Below are 22,723 nucleotides of genomic sequence, written 5' to 3'. Positions count from 1 at the left end.
CAGATTTGCCGGGGCGGCCGCGTGAGCGGTGCCCTGGTCCTGGACAGCGGGGGCCTGGCGAAGGCCGTACAGCGTGATCGGGGAATCCGCGAGTGGCTGACGGCGGCTCGTGACGCGGACCTGCCCGTGATCACCTCGGCGGCGGTGCTGGTCGAGGTGATCCACGGCCGCACGGGCCAGTGGTCGGTCGTGGACCGGGCCTCGACGAGGTCGACGCAATCGGCCCAGCTCTCGGCCGTGGCCGCCAGTGCGGTGTCACCGCGGAGGTCGAGCAGCACGGGGCGCGCGGTGCGCAGCAGTTCGAAGACGCGGCGCCGGCCGTCACCGGTCTTCAGATCGACGTCGGGGACCCGGCGGCCGGTCAGCGGGTGGTCGTCGCTCATGGGGTAGCGGAGGTCCAACGCGGTGATCATGCCACCCAGGTGCCGGTTGACGTCGTCGTCTTGTCAGTCGCGGCGTGCCTCCCTCGGCGCGTACGGTCCGATGCGGCCGGAAGAGCCGGCCGGCCTTCGCCGCAGGGACGCCGCCGGCGCCAGCAGGAAGCTGCTGCCGTGCCGGAAGAGCCAGCCGCCAGCCCCGGCGATCAGCGTTCTGACACGAATCTGGCACACGATCGCTGATCGCGACGGACAGCAATAAGGCCCAGGTCTCTGACCTGGGCCTTATTCGTGGAGCGGGTGACGAGAATCGAACTCGCGCTCTCAGCTTGGGAAGCGCCGGCGCTTGAATGGGCCTTACGGCTCTGACCGGCGCGGATGGCGTTCCGCTGGGGCGGTCTTGTCGTCGGATCGCACCGCTGTTGACCGTTGTTGTCCACTCTTACGGGCACGCTGTGGGCACGGCTTCAGGAAGCGTCCGGCAGGGCCCTTGCGCGAACGGGCTCTGAGCCCAGCTCGGCTCGTGGGAATGTCCGGCTCGGGGCGCCTTCGCGCGAGCACACTGTCTTTCAGGACACCGATGGTCGGGCGGGCACCCCGAGAAGGTGAGCCCGAGGTGGCGACGACACCCTCCGGCAACGGGCCTTGCAGTCGAGCGGGTCACCGGAGGGCGCGGCCCGCTCCACACCGGCAACACCGTGGCCGCCGACACGGGCGCCAAGCTTGAAGGACCCCATGGTCCGCGCCGGTCAGTCGTCGGAGCGGGCCCAGCTGATCTATCTGCACTCTACGGCGAAGCACCAGCGGAGGCTGGCCCAAGGCATCGCGCCGAGGTGCGCGCGTGGCTCCGCGAAGTCCCGCCAGGCGCGCAGCGAGGTGCTCGCGAGGCATGGCAGACAAGAAGCGCCTGTTGACCTGTCGGCCCCAACCTTTGTTGCTTGCCCGCCTGGTGAATCGGCGAACGGATCCGGGTGGTCGATCATCAACCTCCGTCCGCATGAGGCGACTTGGTCGAGACAGGGCCAGGCTCTTTCCTTCCTCCTGAATCTCCAGTCAAGTAGCGTCACTTGAATCACACGAGTGTCGTGCGTTGCGGAGGTCCCTGACCAGGACGCCCCTTTGGCCCGCAGCCGACCCGGCGACCGCCACCATGCCCGTCGGCGCGCGGCGCAGCCGACGGGGGCTCCCGGCCCATGACACCCGCCCTGGAGCGGTGCACGTGACCCCAGTGAGCCGCTCCCCCTGGTGAGAGATCGCCACGTCAAAGGAGACGTACATGCCCAACCCTCCCATGGACCGTCGCACCTTCGTCCTCATCGGCGCCACGGTCGCCATGGCAGCGGGCGCCGGAATACCGGTGGCCTCCGCGGCGACCTCCCCCACGGCGCCCGCCGGCACGCCGACGCCGGTCCGGATCGTCGACGACAAGGCGACCCCCGCCACCCGCGCGCTGTTCGCGTACCTGAAGCGACAGCAGGGCGAGGGCATCCTGTTCGGTCACCAGCACGACCTCACCTACGGCTTCACCTTCACCACTCCCGACGGCCAGGCGTCCGACACCAGGGCGGCGGTGGGCGACTACCCCGCGGTCTTCGGCTGGGACACCCTCATCCTCGACGGCGACGAACGCCCCGGCGTCCAGGACGGAACCGAAGCCGAGAACATCGCCGCGCTCAGCCGGTGCATCCGGCAGGGGGACGCACGCGGCGGGATCAACACCCTCAGCGCCCACATGCCGAACTTCGTCACCGGCGGGAACTTCTACGACACAACGGGCCGGGTGGCCGGCCAGATCCTCCCCGGAGGTGCGAAGCACGCAAACTTCAACGCCTTCCTCGACCGCATCGCGAAGGCGGTCAAGGGCGCGCGGCGGCCGGACGGCACCGCGATCCCGGTCATTTTCCGCCCCTTCCACGAGAACAACGGAGGCTGGTTCTGGTGGGGCGCCGGCCACACCACCTCGGCCGACTTCATCGAGCTGTTCCGCTACACCGTCGAGTACCTGCGCGACACCAGAGGCGTCCACAACCTGCTCTACGCCTACTCGCCCAACTCAAATTTCGGAGGCGACCCGACCGGCTACCTGAAGACCTATCCGGGCGACCGTTTCGTCGACATCCTCGGCTACGACTCCTACGACGAGAACGCCGGGCCGACCCCGTGGCTGGACGGGCTGGTGAAGGACCTGGCGATGGTGGTCCGGCTGGCGAACGAGCGGGGCAAGGTGCCGGCCTTCACCGAGTTCGGAGAGGGCGGTACCGAGGCCCGCGACCCGCAGTGGTTCACCCGGCTGTCGCAGGCCATCCAGGCGGACCCGCTGGCCCGTCAGATGACGTACATGCTCACCTGGGCCAACTTCGGAGGCACCAAGCGCGCTTATGTGCCGTACCCGGGCCACGTCCTGCTGCCGGACTTCGTCGCCTACCACCAGGATCCCTACACCCTGTTCGCCGCCGATCTCCGAGGGGTGTACTCCGCTCGCACCACCGCTGTCAGGAACGCCCCGTTCATACACCTCGTGACCCCCACGGACCGACAGCGCGTGACGGCCTCCGAGACCACCGTCCGGGTGCGTGTCACGCCCGCGAGGGCGAGCCGCGTCACCTACTCCGTGAACGGCGGACGCGCCAGAGCGCTGTGCCTCGACGCCGACGGCTTCTACTCGGGCGACTGGTCGATCGCCCCGGCCTTGCGGAACAAGCGCTCCGTGACCCTCACCGTGAGCGCGCGGGTGGACGGCAAGACGCTCACCGATTCGGCCGTGGTCCTCCTCGGTGAGGTCGCCCCGCTGCCGGTCGGCTGGGTCGACGACTTCGAGGGATACGCCGGAGACGACGTAGCCCTGAGCGAGGCGTACATCCACGTCAACTCCCACACCCTCAGCCTCTCGGCCGACCACAAGTCCTCGGGCTCCTACGGACTGGCCTACGCGTACGACTTCACGGGCGCCGAGTACACCGGCACAGGCAAGCCGGTCGACGCGGACTGGTCCGCCTTCACGTCCCTTGCGCTGTGGCTGCGGGGCGACGGTTCCGCAAACGGCGGGGCGCTCCAGATCGTCGCCGACGGAGTTGATTTCTGGTACCAGGTTCCGCTGTCCGACACGAGCGGGCAGGAGGTCAGGGCACCCTTCAGCGAGTTCGGGCCCGCTCCCTGGGACACTGCGAACGCCGGAGCCGTGCTTGACGCGGCTCATCTCGCCAAGGTGACGGCGTTCCATCTGTACCTCGTCCACGGGAGCGGCGCGGCGACCAAGGGCATCGTGTACGTGGACGACATCAGGGCCGAGTGACACACCCGGCACAGGGGCACCGCCGTCCGAGTCCGCTTGCGCCGGGATCGCGCTCCCGTGCGGGGACCGTTCCGGGACGGCGCGGATGAGAACCGCATGTCCGCAAGTGGTAGCTCCGTGCTGGATATTCCGCTTCGGTGCGTGACCTCCACCGCGGAGCTGACCTGGGGAGCTGACCTGGGGAAACGGGATGCCGAAGGGCAAGTGGCCGGCAAAGACGCCGACTCTGGACCAGATCACGAACCGGCGGTGAGCCGTCGACTTCGATATGTCGAAGCACCGCGGAAGCCGGCGCCGGGCGCAGCCGCTGGCCCTGACATGGCATCCCGGCTAGTCCTGGCGCGCAAGCGCCGAGGACTGACCGTCACCCGACTCGCCCAGATGGCCGGCCCGACGCCACGCAGGCTGTCCGACTTCGAGAGCGGACGGGCCACTCCTAGCCCTCCGTCGTTGGAGGCGCTTGCGACAGCGCTGGAGTTCCCGCCTTCCTTCTTCGGCGCGGAGGAGGTCGCCGATCTGACGGCCGACTCGGTCAGCTTCCGTGCCCTGAGCAGGATGACCGCCTCTCAGCGGGACATCACCCCCAGCTCCGGGCGACTGGCGCGCACGCTCCAGGACTGAATTGGCGCGCACTTCCGCCGGCCTGCCCCCGACATCCCGTCGCTGGCTTCATTCAGCCGCCTGGGCTCGGACGAGGATCAGATTCCCCATCCGGGGGAGGCGGCCGGCACGGATGTCCCAGCGGAGGAATCCGACCCAGGTCACTGAAGAATAGTCTCAGGATTTGAGATGGTCTGGCGTTTGTCCTGTGTGAATTGGCGGCCGAGGGGTCCGCTGGGGGCGCCTGGCTGCGACTTAGGGCACGCGAAGGGCACGTCACCCTCAAATTGATCTAGACAACAAACAAACCCCAGGCCACTGACCTGGGGTTTCATCATGGAGCGGGTGACGAGAATCGAACTCGCGCTCTCAGCTTGGGAAGCGACGGCGCTTGCAGAGCCGGATGCCTTCTGGCCTGGGCGTATGTGGTATGGCCAGGCGCCCGAGCGCACAGGATGGCACCGTTGCTGACCGTGGTTGACCGGTCTTACGGGCACGCTCTGGGCACGGCTTCGAGAAAGGGCCGGCAGGCACTGCGCGTGAAAACGGTCTCTGGGTTCGGCTCGACCGGGCCGGAGATCCAGCTCGGAGAACCTTCGCGAGCGCACAGGACGTCCGGTGCAGTGCGCGCCTGCCAGGGGAGGGATGTCGCGCATCCTCGGAGCGGCCGGCGCTCGGCCTCGTTTCACTTGCCGGTTCCCGGGCCGTACCACTGCAGTGCTTGGCCGGTGACGGCGGCGATGAGGACTGCTCGCCGCCGGAACGTCCCGCATGGTCGGCCCTCCGTACCGGTGCTCCTGACGTGGGTCGGGTGGGCGGGCCGGGTGATCCCGGCCCGCCCACCGTGGGGAAAGGATTCTCCTTGAGGGCCGTGTGCCGTCAGGAGAGCTTGATCAGGGTGTAGTCGTCGCAATAGCCGGCCGAGGAGCCCGCGTCCTTGTAGCAGTAGACCGCGGCCGAGGTGTTGGTGCTGCCGGTGGTGAAGAAGATCGGCTGCTGGGAGTAGGCGGTGCTGGAGGTGCGCAGGTAGGTCTCGGTGCCGCCGAAGCTCTTCACACCGACGGCGACCTGCTCACTTCCGTTCGCGACCTTGGCCCAGCCGGCCAGCAGGTAGGTGCTGCCCGCGGTGAGGCCGGTGGCGGACTGCTCGACACCGCTGGTGGCGGCGCCGGTCTGCAGGGAGTAGGTGCCGGTGCGGGCGTTGGAGGCGACCACGTTGGACTGCGCGCCGCTGCCGCTGCGGGTCCAGGGGCTCAGGGAGCCGGTCTCGAAGCCCGCGTTGGTCAGCACGTTGGAGGGGGTGGAGATCCGTTCCACCGCGAGGTCGTCGCAGTTGCCGGTGCCGGTGCCGCCGGTGTTCTTCCAGCAGTAGACCAGGGCCGAGGTGTTGGAGCTGCCCGTGGTGAACAGCACCGCGGCCTGGGAGTACGACGTCGTGGCCACGTTGGTGAACGTCTCGGTGCCGCCGTAGTTCTTGACGCCGATGGCGAGGGTCTCCCCGGCGTTCGCCACCTTGGCTCAACCCGTGAGCAGGTAGGTGGTGTTGGGGGTGAGGCCGGTGATGCTCTGGTTGGCGCCGCTGCCGCTCGCCTGGGTGGTGAGGGCGAATCCGCCGGTGCGGGCGCCCGAGGAGGTGACGGAGGGGGCGGCGCCGCTGTTGGTCCAGGGGCTCATCGCGCCCGTCTCGAAGCCGGCGTTGGAGACGAGGTTGCCACCGGTGCCGTTGTCGGCGCCGATGTTGGGTGCCTCCGTGGCGGAGACCGTGTTGCCGAAGGCGTCCTTGCCGCCGTTGTTGCTGATGACCATTCCGGCCCGGATCACCGGGGACGAGGGGTGGACCTGGTAGGCGTCGGTGCCGGTGTACGAGGAGGAGGTATTCGCGTTGCCGGGGTTGCGGAACTCGGGGTCGGTCACGACCTTCGCCGCGTCGGCCGGTTCGGAGGACGGGTGGTTGCCGTAGAAGAGGTTGTTGTTGTAGGTGGAGTTGACGCTGGAGAAGTAGCCGCCGGTGCCGTAGTTGAACACCGCGTTGTTGCGGAAGGACAGGTTGCCGGTGATGCTGGTGCCCTTGCGCGAGTACAGGATCGGGGTGTTCAGGCCGCTCTTGTTGATGTAGATGCTGTTGTTGTAGAACCGCGGGACGGCGACCGGACTTCCGCTCCTGTTGGGGACGTTGCCGACGAAGTGGAAGACGCCGGAGCCGTGGGACGCGGTGCCGGAGGCGGGGCAGCCGGCGTTGGAGCCGTCGTTCTCGCTGATGTTGTAGCGGACGACCGTGCCGTCACTGGCGATGGTCGACGTCGGCTCGTTGGCGATGGAGAAGGGCGGCATGACCAGCAGGAAGCCGCCGAGGTTCTGGTGGCTGTAGTTGTACTGGAACGTGGTGTTGTGGTTGCCCCAGTCGACGTCGAAGCCGGTGCCGTCGGCGCCGTTGACGTGGCAGTACACCTCGTTGTTCTGGACGACGGTGTCGTTGCTGCCGGACATCCAGATGCCGGCCGAGGCGCCGTTGCAGTACTGACCGGAGGGCGGGCAGGTGGCCTTCGCGCCGCCGTAGCCGGCCTTGTTGCCCTCGATGAGGGCACCGTCGTTCTTGACGACGAGGACATCGTCGGCGCCGTCGTAGGTCATGGTGTTGTTGCGGATGACCGTGCCCGTGGTCTGACCGGTGCCCTGGCCGTCCCCGTCCGGGGTGACGGCGACGGCGATGCGGTCCACGTGGTCGAAGGTGTTGTTCTCGATCACCACGTCGTCCCAGGTGGAGACGGTTGCGGTGTGGTCGGTCTGGACGCCGACGCCCGCGTTGGTGGAGTACCAGCCGCCCGACCAGCCGCTGATGTGGTGGATGTTCATGTCGTGCACCCGGATGTGGTGCAGGACGCCGCCCGAGCTGTTCTCGGCGAGGACGCCGGAGCGGTAGGCGGGGGAGGAGGCCGCGTTGGTGAGTTCCAGGCCGCCGATCTCCCAGTACTGCTGGTTGAGCAGGTGGATGACGGGGCCGGTGGCGCCGCCCGCGTTGATGACCGGCTTGGCGCCGGTGCCGTAGGAGCCCATGGTGACGGGGGAGCCGGAGGCGCCCGAGCCTTGCGGGGTGAGCTGGCCGGTGCAGGTGGTTCCGGCGGCGAAGAGGATGCTGTCTCCCGCGCCGAAAGTGGCGTTGTTGACGCTGGTGACGGTGTTCCAGGGGCTGGACTGGGTGCCGTTGCCGTTGGTCGCGGCCGAGCAGTCGACGTAGTGGGTGCTGCCCGCCGCCATGGCGGCGGGGGCCGGGAGGAGGAGAGCGCCCGCCAGCGTGGCGAGCAGGGTGAGGACGCGGGACGTCTTCAGACCCGGGCGGTCCGATCTGCGACGCTTCATTGCGACGCTCCTTGCTGGGTGAATGTGTTCTCCGCGCCGCGGGATGCGACGTGGGGCTTCCTGCACCGGGCGGGTCGGCCGAAGCGGGCACGTCCGGAATCTGTGGCTGGGGCGGGGGGCCTCAGCACGGCGCGATCGAGGGCGGGAGCGGCGTTTCGAGGACGGAGGCGTGGCGCATGCCCGGCGGCAGCGCCAGGGAGACGGGCTCCCAGTCCACGCCGTCCTTGCTGCGAGCCGCCCCGTATCGCCCTTCGAGGTAGTGGTCGAAGATCATGACCAGCTCGCCTCCGCGCCGGAAGATCGACGGCCCCTCCACCACCGAGGGGGTGACCGGTCCGGTGCCGGCGGTGTACGGACCGCCGGGGGTCTCGAAGGCGGTCAGGTGGATGTCCTTGTGCGCGGTGGCGAGGTCGTTGGTGCCTCGCTCGTCCTTGAAGGCCATGAGGAACCCGCCGTCGTCCAGCTGCCGCACGGTGGCGTCGATGACCGAGTGACCGGGGTCGAAGAAGACATCGGGGGCCGAGAACGTGCTGAAGTCCTCGGTGGTGCAGTGCCAGATGCGGTGGTCCTGGCCGACATGTTCGTAGTCGCGGCCCTCGGGCGTGCTCCCGGACTCGACGACCGACGACCAGATGAGGTGGTACAGCCCGGTCCCGCGGTCCAGGAAGAACTCCGGGGCCCAGGCGTTGTGGGCTCCGTCCACGCCGGCCATGACCGGGACGAGTTCCTGGTCCGACCAGGTGAGCAGGTCGGCCGAGGTGGCGTGGACGATGCAGGGGCTCGTCCAGCCGTCGGTGGCCAGCAGATGGAACAGGCCATCGGGGCCCACCCCGATGAACGGATCCCGCAGCCTGCCGGTGCCGACCGTGCCCCGCAGGACGGGCCGGCCGCCGTTGACCACCGAGAATTCCTCACCGTCGTGGCTGTAGGCGAGGTGGAGCGCCTCGTCGGTGTCGGTGAAGTATGAGACCACGTACATCGGTGGATGGTCCTTCCGGAATGTTCGGGACGGCGGGGATGCCGGGTGTCGGGGCATGGGGGTGCCCTGGACGGTGACGGTGTTCGTGTTCGGGCCTCGGCGGCCGGGCCGGGCTCTACGACTTGACGGCGCCGGCCGACATCCCGGCGACCACGTGCCGCTGCAGGAATACGAAGATCAGCAGCAGCGGGAGCACGCCGAGCAGGGCGGCCGGGAACAGGGTCGTCGGCTGCACGGTGTGCGGGTCGATGAAGGAGTAGGCGTTCACCATGACGGTGCGTTTGTCGGGGTCCTGCAGGAAGACCAGCGGAACCAGCAGGTCGTTCCAGACCTGGAGGGCGACGAAGGTCAGCAGCGTGCTGGTGATCGGGCGCAGCAGCGGCAGGATGATGACGAAGAAGGTGCGGAACGCTCCGCAGCCGTCCAGGGCGGCGGCCTCTTCCAGGTCGACGGGGATCGAGCGGACGAAGCTGGTGTAGAAGAACACAGCGACCGGGAGGTTGATGGCCGTGTAGATGATGACCACGCCAGCGTAGCTGTCGAGCAGGTTCAGGTCCCGCATCAGCAGGTACAGGGGCGCCACCACCACGAAGATCGGTACCGAGGTGCCCAGGATGAACAGCCGGTACACCCAGGTCGACCAGTTCTGGGTGATGCGGGCCAGCGGGTAGCTGGCCAGGGAGCCGATGACGGTGATGCTGAGACACGACAGACCCGTGATGAGCAGTGTGTTCAGCGCGCTGCGCCCGTAGTGGATCTGCCCGAAGGCCTCGGTGAAGTTGTGCAGGGTCAGGGAATGCGGGAAGCCCAGCGGGGACCTCGCCACATCCGCCGCGGTGCGCAGCGAGGTCACGACGGTGAAGAGGAACGGCAGGACGAACGTCAGCGTGCCGAGACACAGCAGCACGGTGCCGAGGGTGCCGGAGGTCCGGCGCCAGAGGGTGGAGATCATGGTTGCCGTCCGTCAGATTCGTCGCTCGCGGAGCCGGAGCAGGGAGGAGGTGGCGCTGGACAGGACGACCACGGTCACCAGGAGCAGGACCGAGACCGCGATGCCGAAGGCGAACTTCCCGCCGCCGAAGACGTTCCGGTAGACGAGCATGGTCAGGGTGTCCGTGGCACCGGCCGGGCCGCCGTTGGTGAGGACGAGGGGGAACTCGAAGACCTTGAGCGAGCCGATGAGGCTGAGCGTGACGTTCACGGTCAGCGCGGGAGCCAGCATCGGCCACTCCACGCTGCGGAATCGCTGCCAGCCGCTCGCGCCGTCCACCGCGGCCGCGTCGAGCAGTTCGGTGGGCACGCTCATGTAGCCGGCGAGGAAGATGGCGCAGGAGTAGCCCGCGAACATCCAGACGTTGACGGCGGCGACCGCGTACAGGGCGGTGGAGGTGTCCCCGAGCCAGACGTGCTGCAGTGAGTCGAGCCCGAACACGCCGAGCAGCGCGTTGATGCCGCCCTCCGGGGCGAACAGGTACGACCAGATGAAGGCCGCCATCACCGGGGAGACGAGCGTGGGGGTCAGCAGCACCACGCTGAGCCCCTTGCGCACCTTGGGCCGGCGGAAGAGCAGGCTCGCGAAGAGCAGACCGAGGGCGTTCTGTGAGACCACGACGACCGCCGCGTACAGCACGGTGTGCCACAGGGCCGAGGTGACCTTCGGGTCGTCGGCCATGGCACGGTACTGCTCCGTGCCGACGAAGTTGGCGATCGGTCCGCCGAGGCTGTCGGTCATGCTCAGATAGACGCCGCGGGCCAGCGGATACAGCATGAACACGCCGTATATGACGATCGCCGGAAGCAGGAAGGCGGCCATGGTGGCACGCCGTCGGTGGAACACGGGGGTCCTCCTCTTGCCCGGACGGGCCGTGGTGGGGGGCGATCGGGAGCCGCCGATCGCGCTCCCCCCACGGCTGACCAGGGGTGGCCGGTTACTTGGCGGACGCCGCGGTCTGGATGTCCTTCAGCGTCTGTGCGGCGGACGCCTTGCCCAGCAGGTAGGCCTGGATCTTGGAGCCGGTCTCGGTCTCTGCGGCCGCGGCGTACCAGGAGTTTGACGGGAGGATCCGGTAACGGCCGTCCTTGAAGGCCGTGGTGAAGGCCGTCGTCGCGGTGGCTTCCGGCGTGGTGCCGTCCGTGAACGGAGACTCCGCGTTCTCGGCCTCCAGGAACTTGGCGAGGTTCTCGTTCTGCGACCAGAATTTGACGTACTCGCGTGCCGCGTCACCCTGCTGCGACTGGGAGTTGACGCCCCACATCGTGCCGGCGAACAGCATGCTGTTGGGCTTGGTGCCCTCGGCGCCGCCCGGCCAGGGAGCGAAGGAGACCGGGAAGCCGGCCTTCTTGATGTTGGAGATTTGCCATGCGCCCTGGTACCAGAAGGCGCTCTTGCCGGCGCTGAAGTCCTGCGGGCCCTGTGCCCACTCGTCGATGCCGAGTTGGTTCTTCCAGTTGACGTACCCCTTGTCCTCCAGGGTCTTCAATTGCTCCAGCGACGCCTTCCAGTCGGGGTTGAACGACGCCTTGCCGTCGAGGAAGTCGGCGTCCCACTGCTTGTTCTTCTGGTAGACGGTGGTCGAACCGCTCGCCTGGAAGACGGAGCTGCCGGTCCACCCGCTCTTGTCGGGCAGCGCGATGGGGTCGATGCCGGCCTTCTTGACCTTGGCGAGGTCCGCGAGGAACGTCGGCCAGTCGGCGGGGACTTCGGTGATGCCCGCCTTCTTCAGCAGGTCCATGTTGGCGTACAGGCCGATGCCGATCAGCTCCATCGGCATCGCGAGGGTCTTGCCGTCGGCCTGCGCGAAGGGCTTGGCGTCCGGGGCTATTCTGCTCGCCCACGACTCCCCGGACAGGTCGGCGAGGTAGCCGGAGGCGCCCCACTTCTTCATCTTGTCCGTGTCGACCATGATCACGTCGCCGGCCTTGCCACCGAGCAGCTCGGGCTGGAGCTTCTGGACGTAGGTGTCGTTCGCGGTGATGTACTCGAAGTCGACCTTGATCTTCGGGTGGGCCTTCTCGAACGCCTTGTTGATCTCCGCGACGTTCGCCGGCTCCGCGCCGCCTCCCTTCCACGCCTGCACGTGGATGGTCACCGTGCCGTCGCTGGAGGCGCCGGACGACCCGCCTCCGCACGCGGCCAGCGACATCGCCATGGCGGCGACCGTGGTGGCGACCGCGAGACGTCTCCCAGAGCGCTTCATTGCACACCTCACCCATCGTCGGTACGGACCGACTTGTCATCTCTGAAGGGGTTTGAACGGGCTGGTCGGTTTCCGTGTCGGGAATGTGCTGACACATACGGAAAGGGACCGGTCGACCCGACTTTGCGGCGATCGTTCATGCCGATTGCGGGGACTGTAACGCAAAACTTAGCTGACATCTATACGTAACTTTCTGTGGCCGATTGGCTTGGTTGGCGTGGTCGTGATCCCGGGAGCAGCAGGCTAAATGTCCCGCTATTGCCGTTAATGTCGGGCTTGCACCATGCGGCAGTAGGCGGTTCCGTTGACGCGCCTGCTGCCTTATCGTTACAGTTTCCCGCGTGTGTTCATGGGTGAGGGGAGCGGGTGCGCGCCCTTCTGGCTCCACATAGCGGGCTTCGCGCCGAGGGGGCGCGGCACCGCAGGGGTGGCGTCCGCCGGGGGATCCGACGAGCGGACACCGTTCGACCGAAGTCGGCAGACAGAAGGAGTTCGGGTGGCAGGGCGGGCGACGATCGCGCAGGTGGCCGAGGAGGCCGGCGTCTCCGCGATGACCGTGTCCAACGTCATCAATGGCAAGCCGGGGGCCTCAGAGGAGACCCGACGCCGTGTCCTGGAGGTGGCCGGGCGGCTCGGCTACCGGCCGAACGTCTCGGCCCGCAACCTCAAGGCCGGCCGTAGTGGGCTCATCGGCCTCATAGCACTGGACCTGACCAGTCAGTACGGACTGGAGATCCTGCGCGGCGTAGCCGACGAACTCGCCAGTGCCGAGCAGGAACTGCTCGTCAACGCCACCTACCACGACGCGGTGCGGGAAAAGGACCGGATCGAGTTCCTGGCGCGTGGCCTCGTCGACGGCGTGCTCATGATCGCGCCGGTCCTGGAGGACGAGACGGTCGAACTGCTGCGCCGGCAGAAACTGCCCTGCGTCATCATCGACCCTCGGCACCTGGACGTACCGCTGCCCCGGCTGAGCGTCGACAACTACCACGGCATGCGTCAGGGCACGCAGCACCTCATCGACCTGGGCCACACCCGGATCGCCTACCTCCGCGGTGAGGAGGATCTGGAAAGCACGTCCATCCGCTTCCAGGGCTTCGAGGACGCGATGCGGCTCGCCGGACTGGAGGTCGACGAGCGGCTGGTCGCCTCGTGCGACTTCTCCTATGCCTGCGGCTTCCGCACCACGGCTCGTCTGATCGACGATCACAGTCCGACGGCGGTCGTCGCCGGTGCCGACCTCATGGCGCTCGGCGCCATCGACGCTGCCCGGGCGCGCGGCCTCAACGTGCCCACCGACTTCTCCGTCGTCGGCTTCGACGACCTCCCGCAGGCGGCGCAGAGTTTTCCCGGCCTGACCACCGTGCGCCAGCCGCTGCACGACATGGGCCAGAAGGCGGCCCGCGCGCTGCTGTCCGTCATCGAGGGGCAGCGGCTGCTCATGGAGCACATGGAGGTGGGTACGGAGCTCGTCGTACGCAACTCGACCGCCCCGCCGCCCCGTGACGGCGCGGCGTGACCCGCGCGATGCCGCGCCGGCTCTTCCGGCGTGCCACGGGACGCAGGACCTGTGCGGCGGGCCGAGCCGGATGCGGTGGCAGACTCAGGAGCGGCACGCACTGATTCCGGGCACGCCGACGGCGACCGACAACGGGGAGTCGCCGCCGGTTCGACGTGGACGTACGCGAAGGCACGCCGGAAGTGGCGGCCGTGCCGGACGAAGGCACCGGTGACCCCGACGATCACCGTTCTGAAACGAATCTGGCACGGGGCTGGTGATCACAGCGGACAGCACAAAGGCCCGGGTCTCTGACCTGGGCCTTCATCATGGAGCGGGTGACGAGAATCGAACTCGCGCTCTCAGCTTGGGAAGCGACGGCGCTTGAACGGGCTCCATGGCTCTGACCAGCACAGATAGCTGTACCTTGGGGTGGTCGCGGGGGCCGGTTTGCACCGCTGTCGACCGTGGTTCTCCGCCCTTACGGGCACGCGGAGGGCACGGAATCTCAGAAGGGGGAGGTCGGCGCCGCCGGGAGGCAACTGCGCACGGGCGGCCCCGTGCGCAGACCAGCTGCCTGAAGCGGCGTTGCGGCTGCACAGCACCCGCCAGCCTCCGGCGCTGGCTTTCTCCGCCATCCAGTTGGAATCCCGCGCCGCCACCCGCTATGCCATATTCAATGGCATACTCGAAGCGTGACCGATGACGACGTGGACTTCCCGCCCGGCGACGGCCCCACCAGCGGTATCTCCGTCACCCTGACCGCCGGAACCCTGCAGGCGATCCGTGACCGGGTCGGCAAGAGGGGCGTCTCGGCGTACCTGGAGAAGGCGGCCCAGCGGCAGATCGAGCGGGACAACCTGGACGAGCTGATCGCGGACTTCGACAAGGTGCACGGCCCGGCCGACCCCGAGGCCGTGGCGGCCAAGCGTGCCCGGCTGACCGGCGGCGCTTCGAGTGCCGGGGCGGCCGCGTGAGCGGTGCCCTGGTCCTGGACAGTGAGGGCCTGGCGAAGGCCGTACAGCGTGATCGGGAGATCCACGAGTGGCTGACGGCGGCTCGCGACGCGGACCTGCCCGTGGTCACCTCGGCTGCGGTGCTGGTCGAGGTGATCCACCCGAAGATCAACGAAGCCGCACTGAAGTGGACCCTGTCTCGCCTGAGTGTCGAGCCGGTGACGCAAACTGTCGCGCAATCCGCTGCCGATTTGCTGCGCGCAGCGGGGCTGCACGGCCACAAGTACGCCATTGACGCCATGCTGTGCGCGACCGCCCTGCAACATCCCGGCCGGGTGACGATCCTGACGTCCGACGTAGAGGACATCGGACTGCTCACCGCCGAGCATCCACGCGTGAGCGCGGAGAAGGTCTGAGCCGAGGCGCCGTGCAGGACCGGCGTTGAGGCGTTCACCGGGCCGTCGCCGCCCGGTCGCACACCTGCCGGTACGGGGCGTCCGATACGTAGGTGTGCCACTGGTCCGGGGTCAGGCCGGTGCCGCCGGCCCGTGCGCACACCCGTGTCAGGGCCCGGACGGGATCGACGACGTAAGCCTGGAGCGGGACGTGCGCGCTGCCCGCGTACAGGGTCGTGCCGTCGGGGCTGAAGGCCACCGACTCGATGTCCTCGCCGGGTGTAGTCAGTTCGTCGCCCAGGCGCTGCTGGGTGGCCACGTCCCACAGTTGCAGCCCGCCCGCGCTGCCGGCGACCGCGAGCGTGCGGCCGTCGGGGCTGAACGCGAGGGCGCTGACGCCCTCCGGGTCGGCGCCGAGCGGGCGGGGGAAGACGTTGCGCAGGATGCCCAGGCGCCGTCCGAGCCTTCCGTCCCACAGGGCGACCCGGCCCGTCATGTCGCCGGCCGCGAACAGGGAGCCGTCGGCGGCGAACGCCAGCGCGCCGGTCTGCTCGCCCTGCACGAGGTCGTGTGCGGCGGCCCGGCCGGAGGGCAGCCGGGCGAGGCGGCCGTCGCCGACCAGCAGGGAGCCGTCCGGGCTGACGGCCAGATGCTGGGCGGTCACGCCCGTGAGCACCGTCGTACGCCGCTTGCGGGCGGTGTCCCACGCCTCGTCCACGATGTCGCCGGTGTCAGCAGTGCGGGCGGCGTAGAGGGTGCGGCCTCGCGGGCCCAGCACCGCCCCGATCGCCGCGCTGCCGGGCAGGTCCAGTGAGTTCACGGCGCGTGCGTGTGGCACGTCCCAGACCGTGAACCGCTGGTGCACCGCGTCCCGTCCGGGTGCCGAGACGCCGTAGGCGAACCGGGTGCCGTCGGGGCTGAACGCCTCCAGCGACAGGGTGTAGGCGGGCACCACCGGCTGGGCGGGATCAGCCGAGGCGGGGACGGAGACCGGGGGCAGGGTGCGCAGGACTCGGTCGTCCGCCGTCGAACGGAGCCGGAAGAGGTAGTGGTCGCCAATGCGCTGGGCGGTGGCGTAGATGCGGCCGTCGGGGCTGATCGTGACGTCGTCCAGCGCGGCGGAGGTCCAGGTGTGGGTGACGGCCGGGCCGAGGTCGAGCGTGTGGACGGTGCCGCCCTCCAGGTAGCGCAGGGTGTGCCCGTCCGGGTCCCAGCGCAGGCCGCCGTAGAGGTACTGGTTGTTCAGTGAGTGCCGGAAGACGGGCTGCCCTGGGACGGTGAGCCGCCACACGCATATCTCGCCGCTGTCGGCCGTCGCCACGAAAGCGCCGTCCGGGTTGAAGGACACGTACGGCGCGGTCAAGGCGTCGAGATCGGCGATCTGCTTGCCCGTCGTGGTGTCCCAGACGAGGACGTGGCTGCCCTGGGCGACGGCCATGCGGCCGGGGCCGAGCGCGAGGAGTGCGGTCTCGGCGCCGCAGAAGCGGACCCGCTGCCAGTCGCCGGGCAGTCGGCGGTGGCCGGCGGTGTCCCACAGTTGGGGGGCCTGCCCGGTGGGGCAGACGGCGGCCTGACGTCCGTCCGCGCTCAGCGCGGTCACCGCCGGGTTCTGGACCGGGGTCTCGAACAGCACGTGGCCGTCGGCGACCGAGCGGAGCCGCAGCCGGTCGCCCTCGGCGGCCAGCACGGCGCGGCCGTCGCCGGTGATGTGGAGGTCGTCGGTCTGCAGCGGCGCGGCGGCGCCGGTCCAGCGCCCGGTGGCGGTGTCCCACAGCCGTGTCCCGCCGGCGACGGCCACGGTGAGGACCCGGCCGTCGGCGCCGATGTCGGTGGCGGTGCCCGTCGGGAGTCGGCCGGTGCCGGTGCGGCGGTGGCTGGTGACGTCCCAGGTGGTCCACGTGGTCCCGCTGGAGCTGAGCAGGACGTGGCCACCGGGGGCGAGGACTCGGCGGGGGCCGTCGCCGGGCGCGGGGTCGGTGAAGGTGTCCGTCTCCGGCTGGGCGAGGGAGCCGAGCAGGGCCCGGCGGCTCTCGGGCAGCTCGGCCATCTGCCAGGCGGCGACGCCGAGTATCAGCGCGGTACGGGGTTCGGTGGTGCGCAGGGCGTCGGCGACGTCGGCGATCCGGCGGGCCGCGTCCTGGGTGAGCTTGCGCTGGTTGGTGTCGTACTCGTACCAGCCGCCGAAGGCCGTCAGCAGCGCGAGCGCGAGGACGGCGGACAGGGCGACCGTCAGCCGCCGGTGCCGACGCGCGGTCCGGGCGGCGGCTCGGCGCTCCGCCTCACGGGCCTCCAGTGCGGCGGCGAGGAAAACCCGTTCGGGCGCGGTCAGCGCCGGGTCCCCCGCGTGGTCCGGGAACAGTTCCTCGGCGCGGGCCAGGCGTGTGCCCCGGTACAGGGCACCGGGGTCGCGGTCGTGATCCAGCCAGGTGCGGGCGGCGTCCGCGAGCATCCGGTGGTGGCGCAGCCGTTCCCGGTCCTCCTCGATCCAGCCGTGTAACCGGGGCCATCCGGTGATGAGCGCCTCGTGCGCGAGCTGGACGCCCTCCTCGTCGGCGGTCAGCAGGCGGGCCCGGGTCAGCCGCTCCACGATGACGGGCACGTCCGGGTCCGCCCACTCGGCCAGCTCCTTCAGGCTGACCGGGCGCCGGGTGTCCGGGGTGCCCTGGTTCGGCACGACCATCCGCAGCAGCAGATGCCGCGCGGCGCGCGCCTGCCCCACCGACAGACCGCCGTAGACCTCCTCCGCGGTCGCCGCGATCGCGCCGCACACCCCGCCGGCCGCCTCGTAACCGGCGAGCGTGAGCACGCGGCCCTTGCGGCGGCGCCAGGTCTCCAGCAGGACGTGCGAGAGCATCGGCAGCCCGCCGGGCTCGCCCTGGACCTCCTCCACCAGGCGCGCGGTCAGCGTGCGCTCCACCAGGTACCCAGCCGCCCGCGCCGGTCCGGTCACCGCCTCCCGCAGCTCCTCAGCCGTCATCGGGCCGAGCAGCAGCCCGGCGTCGTGCAGGGCGTCCGCGAGGCCCCGGTGCTCGGCGCAGCGGGCGTAGAAGTCGGCGCGTACGGCGACGAGCACCCGGAGTCGGGAGTCCGGGTCACGGGCGGTGAGCAGCAGGTCGATGAAACGGGAGCGCTCCCGCTGGTCGCGGCAGAGGGTGAAGACCTCCTCGAACTGGTCCACCACCACCCAGCCCTCCGGCTTGTCCTCGGCCGGGACGAGGAGATGGCCGTAGGCGGTGGCAGGCGTGGGCCCCGGGGTGAGGATCCGCAGCCGCGCGGGGCAGCCTCGCGCAACGATCTCCTCCTGGAGCCTCGGAATCAGTCCCGCCCGCAGCAGCGAGGACTTCCCGCTCCCCGAAGGCCCGAACAGCACGGCGAACCGATGCTCACACACCAGCTTCCCGACCTCGGAGATCACCCGGTGCCGGCCGAAGAACAGGTCCCGGTCGTCCGGCTCGAACCGGGCGAGCCCCCGGTACGGCGCCGGCCCGTCCTCGACGTCCTCGGCGGGCGCCCGGCTCGCCTCCGCCTCGGCCTCCCTCCAGCGCGGCTCCCACTCGTCCGGGTCGCCCCCGCAGGCGCGCACGTACCCCTGGACGACGGCGAGGGACGGCAGCCGTTCCCCGGCGGCGGCCTGCGACAGCGTTGTTGCCGAGAAGCCGGCCACCACGGCCATGCGCCGGTACGACGGGTTGCCGGCGGCCTTGCGCAGCTCCCTCAGCTCATGGGCGAGCCGCTGCGCCGGACCGGCCGTCGGGTCCACGGGTCGCTCGGGACGCCCCATGCGCTCGTACCTCCGTACATCTGGCGAGTCATCCGATTAAAGCGTCATCGGGTGGAGTTGGAAGCGCTGATCTACAAGTGGCCCGGATACGGTTGGGTGACCCCAAGATGACGCGCGGGTAACGTGATCCGGCTCCTGCCCGGACTGGGACAGGGCATCCGACCCGTATCGAATACGATTTAACATGGTGCGGACGGGGCCCGTGATGTTCGAACACGCAGCGCGGGGAGGCTCGCCGAGCGGCCGGAGTCGGCCGGCTTCGAGACGACGGCGGGAGCCGGCGGCCGGGTTCCGCGCCCCCGGGTCGTCGGCAGCGGCAGTGACTGTCCGTCACCGCGGCAGACGGCGGAAGCCCACCCTGAACCCGTGGCCCGGGACGAGACGGAATCCCGGGCCACCACTCTGCGGCGTCGAGGGGCCTGCCCGGCCGAAAACCGTGTCCCGGCGCGACGCGCGCAGTGGCCGCTGGGTGTGTCGGGGAAAGGCAAGCGGTCACCGCGCACGGTGACCCGACACACCTATTCGGGTTGTTTGCCCCTGGTGGGAGGGGTGCCAATCAACGTGCTGCGCGACAGCCTCGGTCGTGGCACCGATCATGTGCCTCACCAGCTGGAGAACAGCCCCCCCATGCAGACAACCGCAAGGTCCCTCCCTCGCAGACCGACGATCCTGTCGGTCCTCTCCGTCCTCCTGCTGGCGGTGTGTGCCACTCTGCGTGGCCCGCTCGGCACGCTGTCCGCGGCTCACGCGGTCAGCAACACCTGCCCGGGAGGCAGCAACTCGGGAGAAGGATCCTCATCCAGCGGAACCTGCCCCAACCTGCACAACCGCTTCCTCGGCAACCAGCCGACGATGCCGCTCACGGTGTACCGCGGTGACAGCCGCTCACCGTCGGACATCTTCAGCCACGGCTTCACGGCGTTCGGCTCCAACGACGATCTCGTGGCCCATGTGCACGGGCAGGGCGGCGACAGCAACTACATCTCGACCACGGGAACGCTGGGCGTGTCCGAGACCTTCGCGAGGCGCGCGGGCATGGGCAACCTGGACCGGCTCGCCGGCCAGCCGCGCTGCTCCACCGCACGCATGGCCTTCTACGCTCTCATCCCGGGCCTCGGGAACTACCTGCTGTCCAGCTGTGTCCACGGCACGGTCACCGCACGGACCTTCATCTACGAGATCGACACCAGGTGGGCGCGGAACGCGATGTACGTGCCCAGCCAGCTCGCGACCCTGGGCCGTCAGGACATGGTCCGGACGTACCAGAACCAGGACGAGTGGGCGTACGTGCACCACAGCCCGAACTACGCGATCCGCGGTGTCCGTATCTACGAGACGACGGCGCACGAGACGAACGGGCGCATCGACTTCGGCACGCTGACCTTCCGGTCCATCGGTCACGCCAACAACCCGAACCACGTCGCGCCCCGTGTGGTCTTACAACCCGTCCTCCGACCCGAACGGCCACTTCAACTTCCAGACCGACCTGGACGGCTCCGGAGGCCAGGCGAATCCGTGGACCCGCCCGTGCACCGCGGCCAATCGCTGCAAGCACGGCTGAGCGGGGGAGCCGCAGCGGTTGCTCACTTGCCGAGATCCGGCTGCTTGCCGGATCTCGGCAAGCGGCTGTCCGAGCGCTTTGCGGGCTTCCCTGACGCCCGTCGAGGATGGCAAGGTCACGTCATCGCGGCGGTGCTGTTTCGAACTGTCAGGTCGTATCGAACTTCTGTGCGGCATCGCTCGCTTTCCAACGGCATGCGAAGGCCGACTCGCAGAGCCTCGCCAGGCTGACCGGGCGCAGGGCCGCGTCCCGGTCGGCGTCCGCTGCTCAGGTTCATCGATCTCGTGCAGTCGTCCTGCGGCAGCAGGACGCAGACAGGCGTCATCCCCCTGACACTGCCGACCGCACGCGGTGACGGCCAAGGGATGAGGCATTTTCCAGCACGCCCCACATTGGGCCAGGGCGGGAGCGACCTGCACGGCTGCGGGCGCCTTCACGGAAGGTGCTCCGCCACCGCCGTGAGAGACGCCGCCATCCGCGCCAGTCCGCCGCGGACCGGAGGGCCTCTTCATCCGGCCCGTAAGGCGGCCGCGCGGTGAGCTGCGCGACCGTCGCCGCAGTCGCGTGCCGCTCTTCGCTCTGCCGGGATCCGGCATGACCCGACCGAGGCCCGCATACATCTCCGTACGCCTGGCGCGTCGGCCCCCGCCGGCGACGCCCGGATGCCCTTCCCGGTGTCCATCGAACCGGCCGGGTCGATCCGACTCTCGCCGCCGGGGGGACAGTGCGCAATTGCCCAGCGGCGTGCGGGGTGAACGAAGCCGTAGATGAGGACCAGGCGATTGATTGCTCCCAGGCGAGGGGCTGTCCGAACAACTCCGGGGCGGTGAATCTCGGTGTCAGACGCCGGGCGCACGCTCCCGGCGCACGATCAGGAGAACGTTCGTGAAGCTGTTCGAGCGCAATCACCGAACCGGTCACGGGCCGGGCCGGATCGGGGCGAGATCCATCCGCCCACACGTTCAGGACTTTCTGGAGAAATCAGGAGGAGCCGACATGCCACGATGGGTACGTTCATCAGCCCACAGCCAGGCCGGCGAAGAGAACAGGACCGGCGAAATCGTCCCATCGAGGCCCCGGCACCGGCTGAAGAGGCGACTCGCCATGGCGGCCTGCGCCGCTCTCGTGCCGCTCACGATCATGGCCGGCTCGTCCCCCGCCTCCGCCCAGGCCACCTTTTGCTGGACGGGCGGTCCCGACGTCCGAAAGGGCGACACCACACGGGCTGAGATCACGCAGCAGGCCCACAACACCTGGCAGGACTACGTCTGGCGCTCCTCCGACATCTACTTCTGCGACTGGGGAAGCGCCGGCCCGTGCCCGTACTCATGGGCGAAGACGAAGTCGGTGACCTGGCAGTGGTCGGTCGGCGTCATCGTCGGCGGCCAGAACAACCCCACGACCGCCCTGCTCCAGATCCTCCCCAGCTTCGGCCGCACCACCACCTCGACCGTCAGCTTCACCTCGGGGGTCAATGTCCCCCGTGGCAAGCACGCCCAGGCCCTGCACGTCGTCGTACGCCGGTGGCGCAAGGGTGACTTCGTCGGCGCCTTCCGACTCAACGGGAAGCAGTGCACCGTCCGCAATCAGGGCGTCCCCAACTTCCCCGGCCGCGAGTACTACTGGGACGGCAACTACCGGTGGGGATCGTGGTCGGACAACATCGCCGTGGACGACTACAACACGATCCGCGTGTACTGATCAGCCCCTGCCAGTGATCAGTTCCTGCGACCGGCGCCGCGGTCACCTCATTCGTGGCGCCGGTCGTAGTCGTAGGGACGGGCCCGGGACCGCGCTCTGCCTGATGCGAATCCTCATCGACGAGAACGTCCCGGTACAGATGCTGGAAATGCTCAGGCGACTGCTGCCTGGGCACGAGGTACGTCACGTCAGCGAGATCAAACTTTCTCACCAAGGACGGGCGTCAGCTGGAGGACCCGTCGGAGACGGCTGCGATCAAGAAGTCCGGCATGCATTCACATTCGGTTCAGCCACGACCACAAGGGCATGACGGGCCTGGGTCTGGCCATGGGCGCTGTGATCGCCGCCATGCCTCTGATCGTCCGTGAACTCGACACGGCGGAAAGTCAGCAGCTCGTTCACATCAAAGGGCTGAACCCCGGTACCAAGCAGCGGTTCGATCTTGTTGACCCCACCAAGGAACCGCCTCGCTATTGGCCGCGACAGTCGCGCCGGACGAGACTGCACGAACGTCCCTGACCGCCAGCCAGGGCTCGGGGACCACCGCCTGGGCAGCACGGCTAGTGGGCGACCATGAACTCGCCATTTGCTATGGCGACTTAACTGCCATTTGCTCGACTTGTGACCCAGATGACCGAAGATGCGCCTCAATATGTGGGACGGTCTGGCGCTGCTGGCCTCGATCCGGGGTCTGGAGTCCTTCCGGGTAAGCGCCCGGCTTCGGCTTAGGGCACGCAGGGGCGCGCCACCCCCAAATTGGACCAGACAACAAACAAACCCCAGGCCGCTGACCTGGGGTTTCATTCTGGAGCGGGTGACGAGAATCGAACTCGCGCTCTCAGCTTGGGAAGCTGATGTTCTACCATTAAACTACACCCGCGTAAGACACCGACCGGAGTCGGTTTCGATCGCTTGGTCACTCTACCTCATGGCCGGCCACCGGTGCTGGAGACCGTGGGGACGTGTGCGTTTCAGGGGTGGGATCCGGGTACACGGCACCGGAGTTGGGGCGTACGGTGGGGCCCCGGG

At 69.0% G+C, this 22,723-nt stretch carries 15 protein-coding genes, 1 tRNA gene and 3 pseudogenes; 9 read left to right on the top strand and 10 right to left on the bottom strand.

The features are described from left to right. Positions 1 to 21: 21 nt before the first annotated feature. Positions 22 to 171, top strand: a pseudogene (locus tag IG99_RS51705) (DNA-binding protein); the annotation flags it as partial. A gap of 65 nt (positions 172 to 236) precedes the next feature. On the opposite strand, the pseudogene IG99_RS51700 reads toward IG99_RS51705, so the two are convergent. Beyond that, positions 237 to 383, bottom strand: a pseudogene (locus IG99_RS51700) (aromatic-ring hydroxylase C-terminal domain-containing protein); the annotation flags it as partial. A 1,270-nt stretch (positions 384 to 1,653) separates the two neighbouring features. Between IG99_RS51700 and IG99_RS27580 the strand changes: the two are divergent. Further along, positions 1,654 to 3,669, top strand: coding sequence for a glycosyl hydrolase (locus tag IG99_RS27580; RefSeq protein ID WP_037678227.1), 2,016 nt, complete (start codon positions 1,654 to 1,656; stop codon positions 3,667 to 3,669). A gap of 213 nt (positions 3,670 to 3,882) precedes the next feature. On the opposite strand, the pseudogene IG99_RS50525 reads toward IG99_RS27580, so the two are convergent. Further along, positions 3,883 to 3,990: pseudogene (locus IG99_RS50525) on the bottom strand (IS5/IS1182 family transposase); the annotation flags it as partial. Here IG99_RS50525 and IG99_RS49005 point away from each other — a divergent pair. After that, positions 3,988 to 4,290, top strand: a complete 303-nt coding sequence (locus IG99_RS49005) for a helix-turn-helix domain-containing protein (RefSeq protein ID WP_158973251.1) — start codon at positions 3,988 to 3,990, stop codon at positions 4,288 to 4,290. The pseudogene IG99_RS50525 and the gene IG99_RS49005 sit on opposite strands and share 3 nt — an antisense overlap. A gap of 858 nt (positions 4,291 to 5,148) precedes the next feature. On the opposite strand, the gene IG99_RS50520 is transcribed toward IG99_RS49005, so the two are convergent. The 6 genes from IG99_RS50520 to IG99_RS27550 form a co-directional block, all read right to left on the bottom strand. Then, positions 5,149 to 5,781 (bottom strand): carbohydrate binding domain-containing protein, encoded by a 633-nt coding sequence (locus tag IG99_RS50520; protein WP_234311973.1) that lies wholly within the window; start codon positions 5,779 to 5,781, stop codon positions 5,149 to 5,151. A 6-nt stretch (positions 5,782 to 5,787) separates the two neighbouring features. Next, the gene (locus IG99_RS27570; RefSeq protein ID WP_234311972.1) at positions 5,788 to 7,626 is read right to left on the bottom strand and encodes a carbohydrate binding domain-containing protein; all 1,839 of its coding nucleotides are present in this window, start codon (positions 7,624 to 7,626) and stop codon (positions 5,788 to 5,790) included. Between the two features lie 121 nt (positions 7,627 to 7,747). Then, the gene (locus IG99_RS27565) at positions 7,748 to 8,605 is read right to left on the bottom strand and encodes a glycoside hydrolase family 43 protein (RefSeq protein ID WP_037678220.1); all 858 of its coding nucleotides are present in this window, start codon (positions 8,603 to 8,605) and stop codon (positions 7,748 to 7,750) included. A 115-nt stretch (positions 8,606 to 8,720) separates the two neighbouring features. Next, positions 8,721 to 9,557: a carbohydrate ABC transporter permease gene (locus IG99_RS27560; RefSeq protein ID WP_051865947.1), complete on the bottom strand. Its 837-nt coding sequence runs from the start codon at positions 9,555 to 9,557 to the stop codon at positions 8,721 to 8,723. Between the two features lie 12 nt (positions 9,558 to 9,569). After that, positions 9,570 to 10,442: a carbohydrate ABC transporter permease gene (locus IG99_RS27555; protein ID WP_051865945.1), complete on the bottom strand. Its 873-nt coding sequence runs from the start codon at positions 10,440 to 10,442 to the stop codon at positions 9,570 to 9,572. 91 nt (positions 10,443 to 10,533) lie between these two features. Next, positions 10,534 to 11,802, bottom strand: coding sequence for an ABC transporter substrate-binding protein (locus tag IG99_RS27550; protein ID WP_037678217.1), 1,269 nt, complete (start codon positions 11,800 to 11,802; stop codon positions 10,534 to 10,536). A gap of 496 nt (positions 11,803 to 12,298) precedes the next feature. On the opposite strand from IG99_RS27550, the gene IG99_RS27545 reads away from it, so the two are divergent. The 3 genes from IG99_RS27545 (at position 12,299) to IG99_RS27535 (ending at position 14,672) form a co-directional block, all read left to right on the top strand. Then, positions 12,299 to 13,321 carry a LacI family DNA-binding transcriptional regulator gene (locus tag IG99_RS27545; RefSeq protein WP_037678216.1) on the top strand — a complete coding sequence of 341 codons (1,023 nt, stop codon included), beginning with the start codon at positions 12,299 to 12,301 and terminating at the stop codon, positions 13,319 to 13,321. 674 nt (positions 13,322 to 13,995) lie between these two features. Next, on the top strand, positions 13,996 to 14,277 hold the full coding sequence (locus IG99_RS27540) for a hypothetical protein (protein ID WP_037678214.1): 282 nt from the start codon (positions 13,996 to 13,998) through the stop codon (positions 14,275 to 14,277). Beyond that, positions 14,274 to 14,672 (top strand): type II toxin-antitoxin system VapC family toxin, encoded by a 399-nt coding sequence (locus IG99_RS27535; RefSeq protein WP_037678212.1) that lies wholly within the window; start codon positions 14,274 to 14,276, stop codon positions 14,670 to 14,672. Before IG99_RS27540 ends, IG99_RS27535 begins: the two co-directional genes overlap by 4 nt. A 34-nt stretch (positions 14,673 to 14,706) precedes the next feature. On the opposite strand, the gene IG99_RS27530 is transcribed toward IG99_RS27535, so the two are convergent. Continuing rightward, complete coding sequence (locus IG99_RS27530; protein WP_037678210.1) at positions 14,707 to 18,432, bottom strand: nSTAND1 domain-containing NTPase; 3,726 nt, start codon at positions 18,430 to 18,432, stop codon at positions 14,707 to 14,709. A 561-nt stretch (positions 18,433 to 18,993) separates the two neighbouring features. On the opposite strand from IG99_RS27530, the gene IG99_RS27525 reads away from it, so the two are divergent. The 3 genes from IG99_RS27525 to IG99_RS49675 all read left to right on the top strand — a co-directional run bounded on the left by IG99_RS27525 (position 18,994) and on the right by IG99_RS49675 (position 22,213). Then, positions 18,994 to 20,223 (top strand): hypothetical protein, encoded by a 1,230-nt coding sequence (locus IG99_RS27525; protein ID WP_158973250.1) that lies wholly within the window; start codon positions 18,994 to 18,996, stop codon positions 20,221 to 20,223. 874 nt (positions 20,224 to 21,097) lie between these two features. Beyond that, entirely contained in the window at positions 21,098 to 21,694 is a 597-nt protein-coding gene (locus IG99_RS27520) for a hypothetical protein (protein WP_037678207.1), read from the top strand. A 306-nt stretch (positions 21,695 to 22,000) separates the two neighbouring features. Continuing rightward, positions 22,001 to 22,213 (top strand): hypothetical protein, encoded by a 213-nt coding sequence (locus tag IG99_RS49675; protein ID WP_199815607.1) that lies wholly within the window; start codon positions 22,001 to 22,003, stop codon positions 22,211 to 22,213. A 287-nt stretch (positions 22,214 to 22,500) separates the two neighbouring features. Here IG99_RS49675 and IG99_RS27515 read toward each other — a convergent pair. Next, positions 22,501 to 22,574, bottom strand: a tRNA-Gly gene (locus IG99_RS27515). Positions 22,575 to 22,723: the final 149 nt, after the last annotated feature.

The organism is Streptomyces griseus subsp. griseus, assembly GCF_000720255.1.
Taxonomy (GTDB): Bacteria; Actinomycetota; Actinomycetes; order Streptomycetales; family Streptomycetaceae; genus Streptomyces; species Streptomyces griseus_I.
The sequence above is the reverse complement of the archived record's forward strand: the minus strand, read 5'-3'. Positions and strand labels throughout refer to the sequence as shown.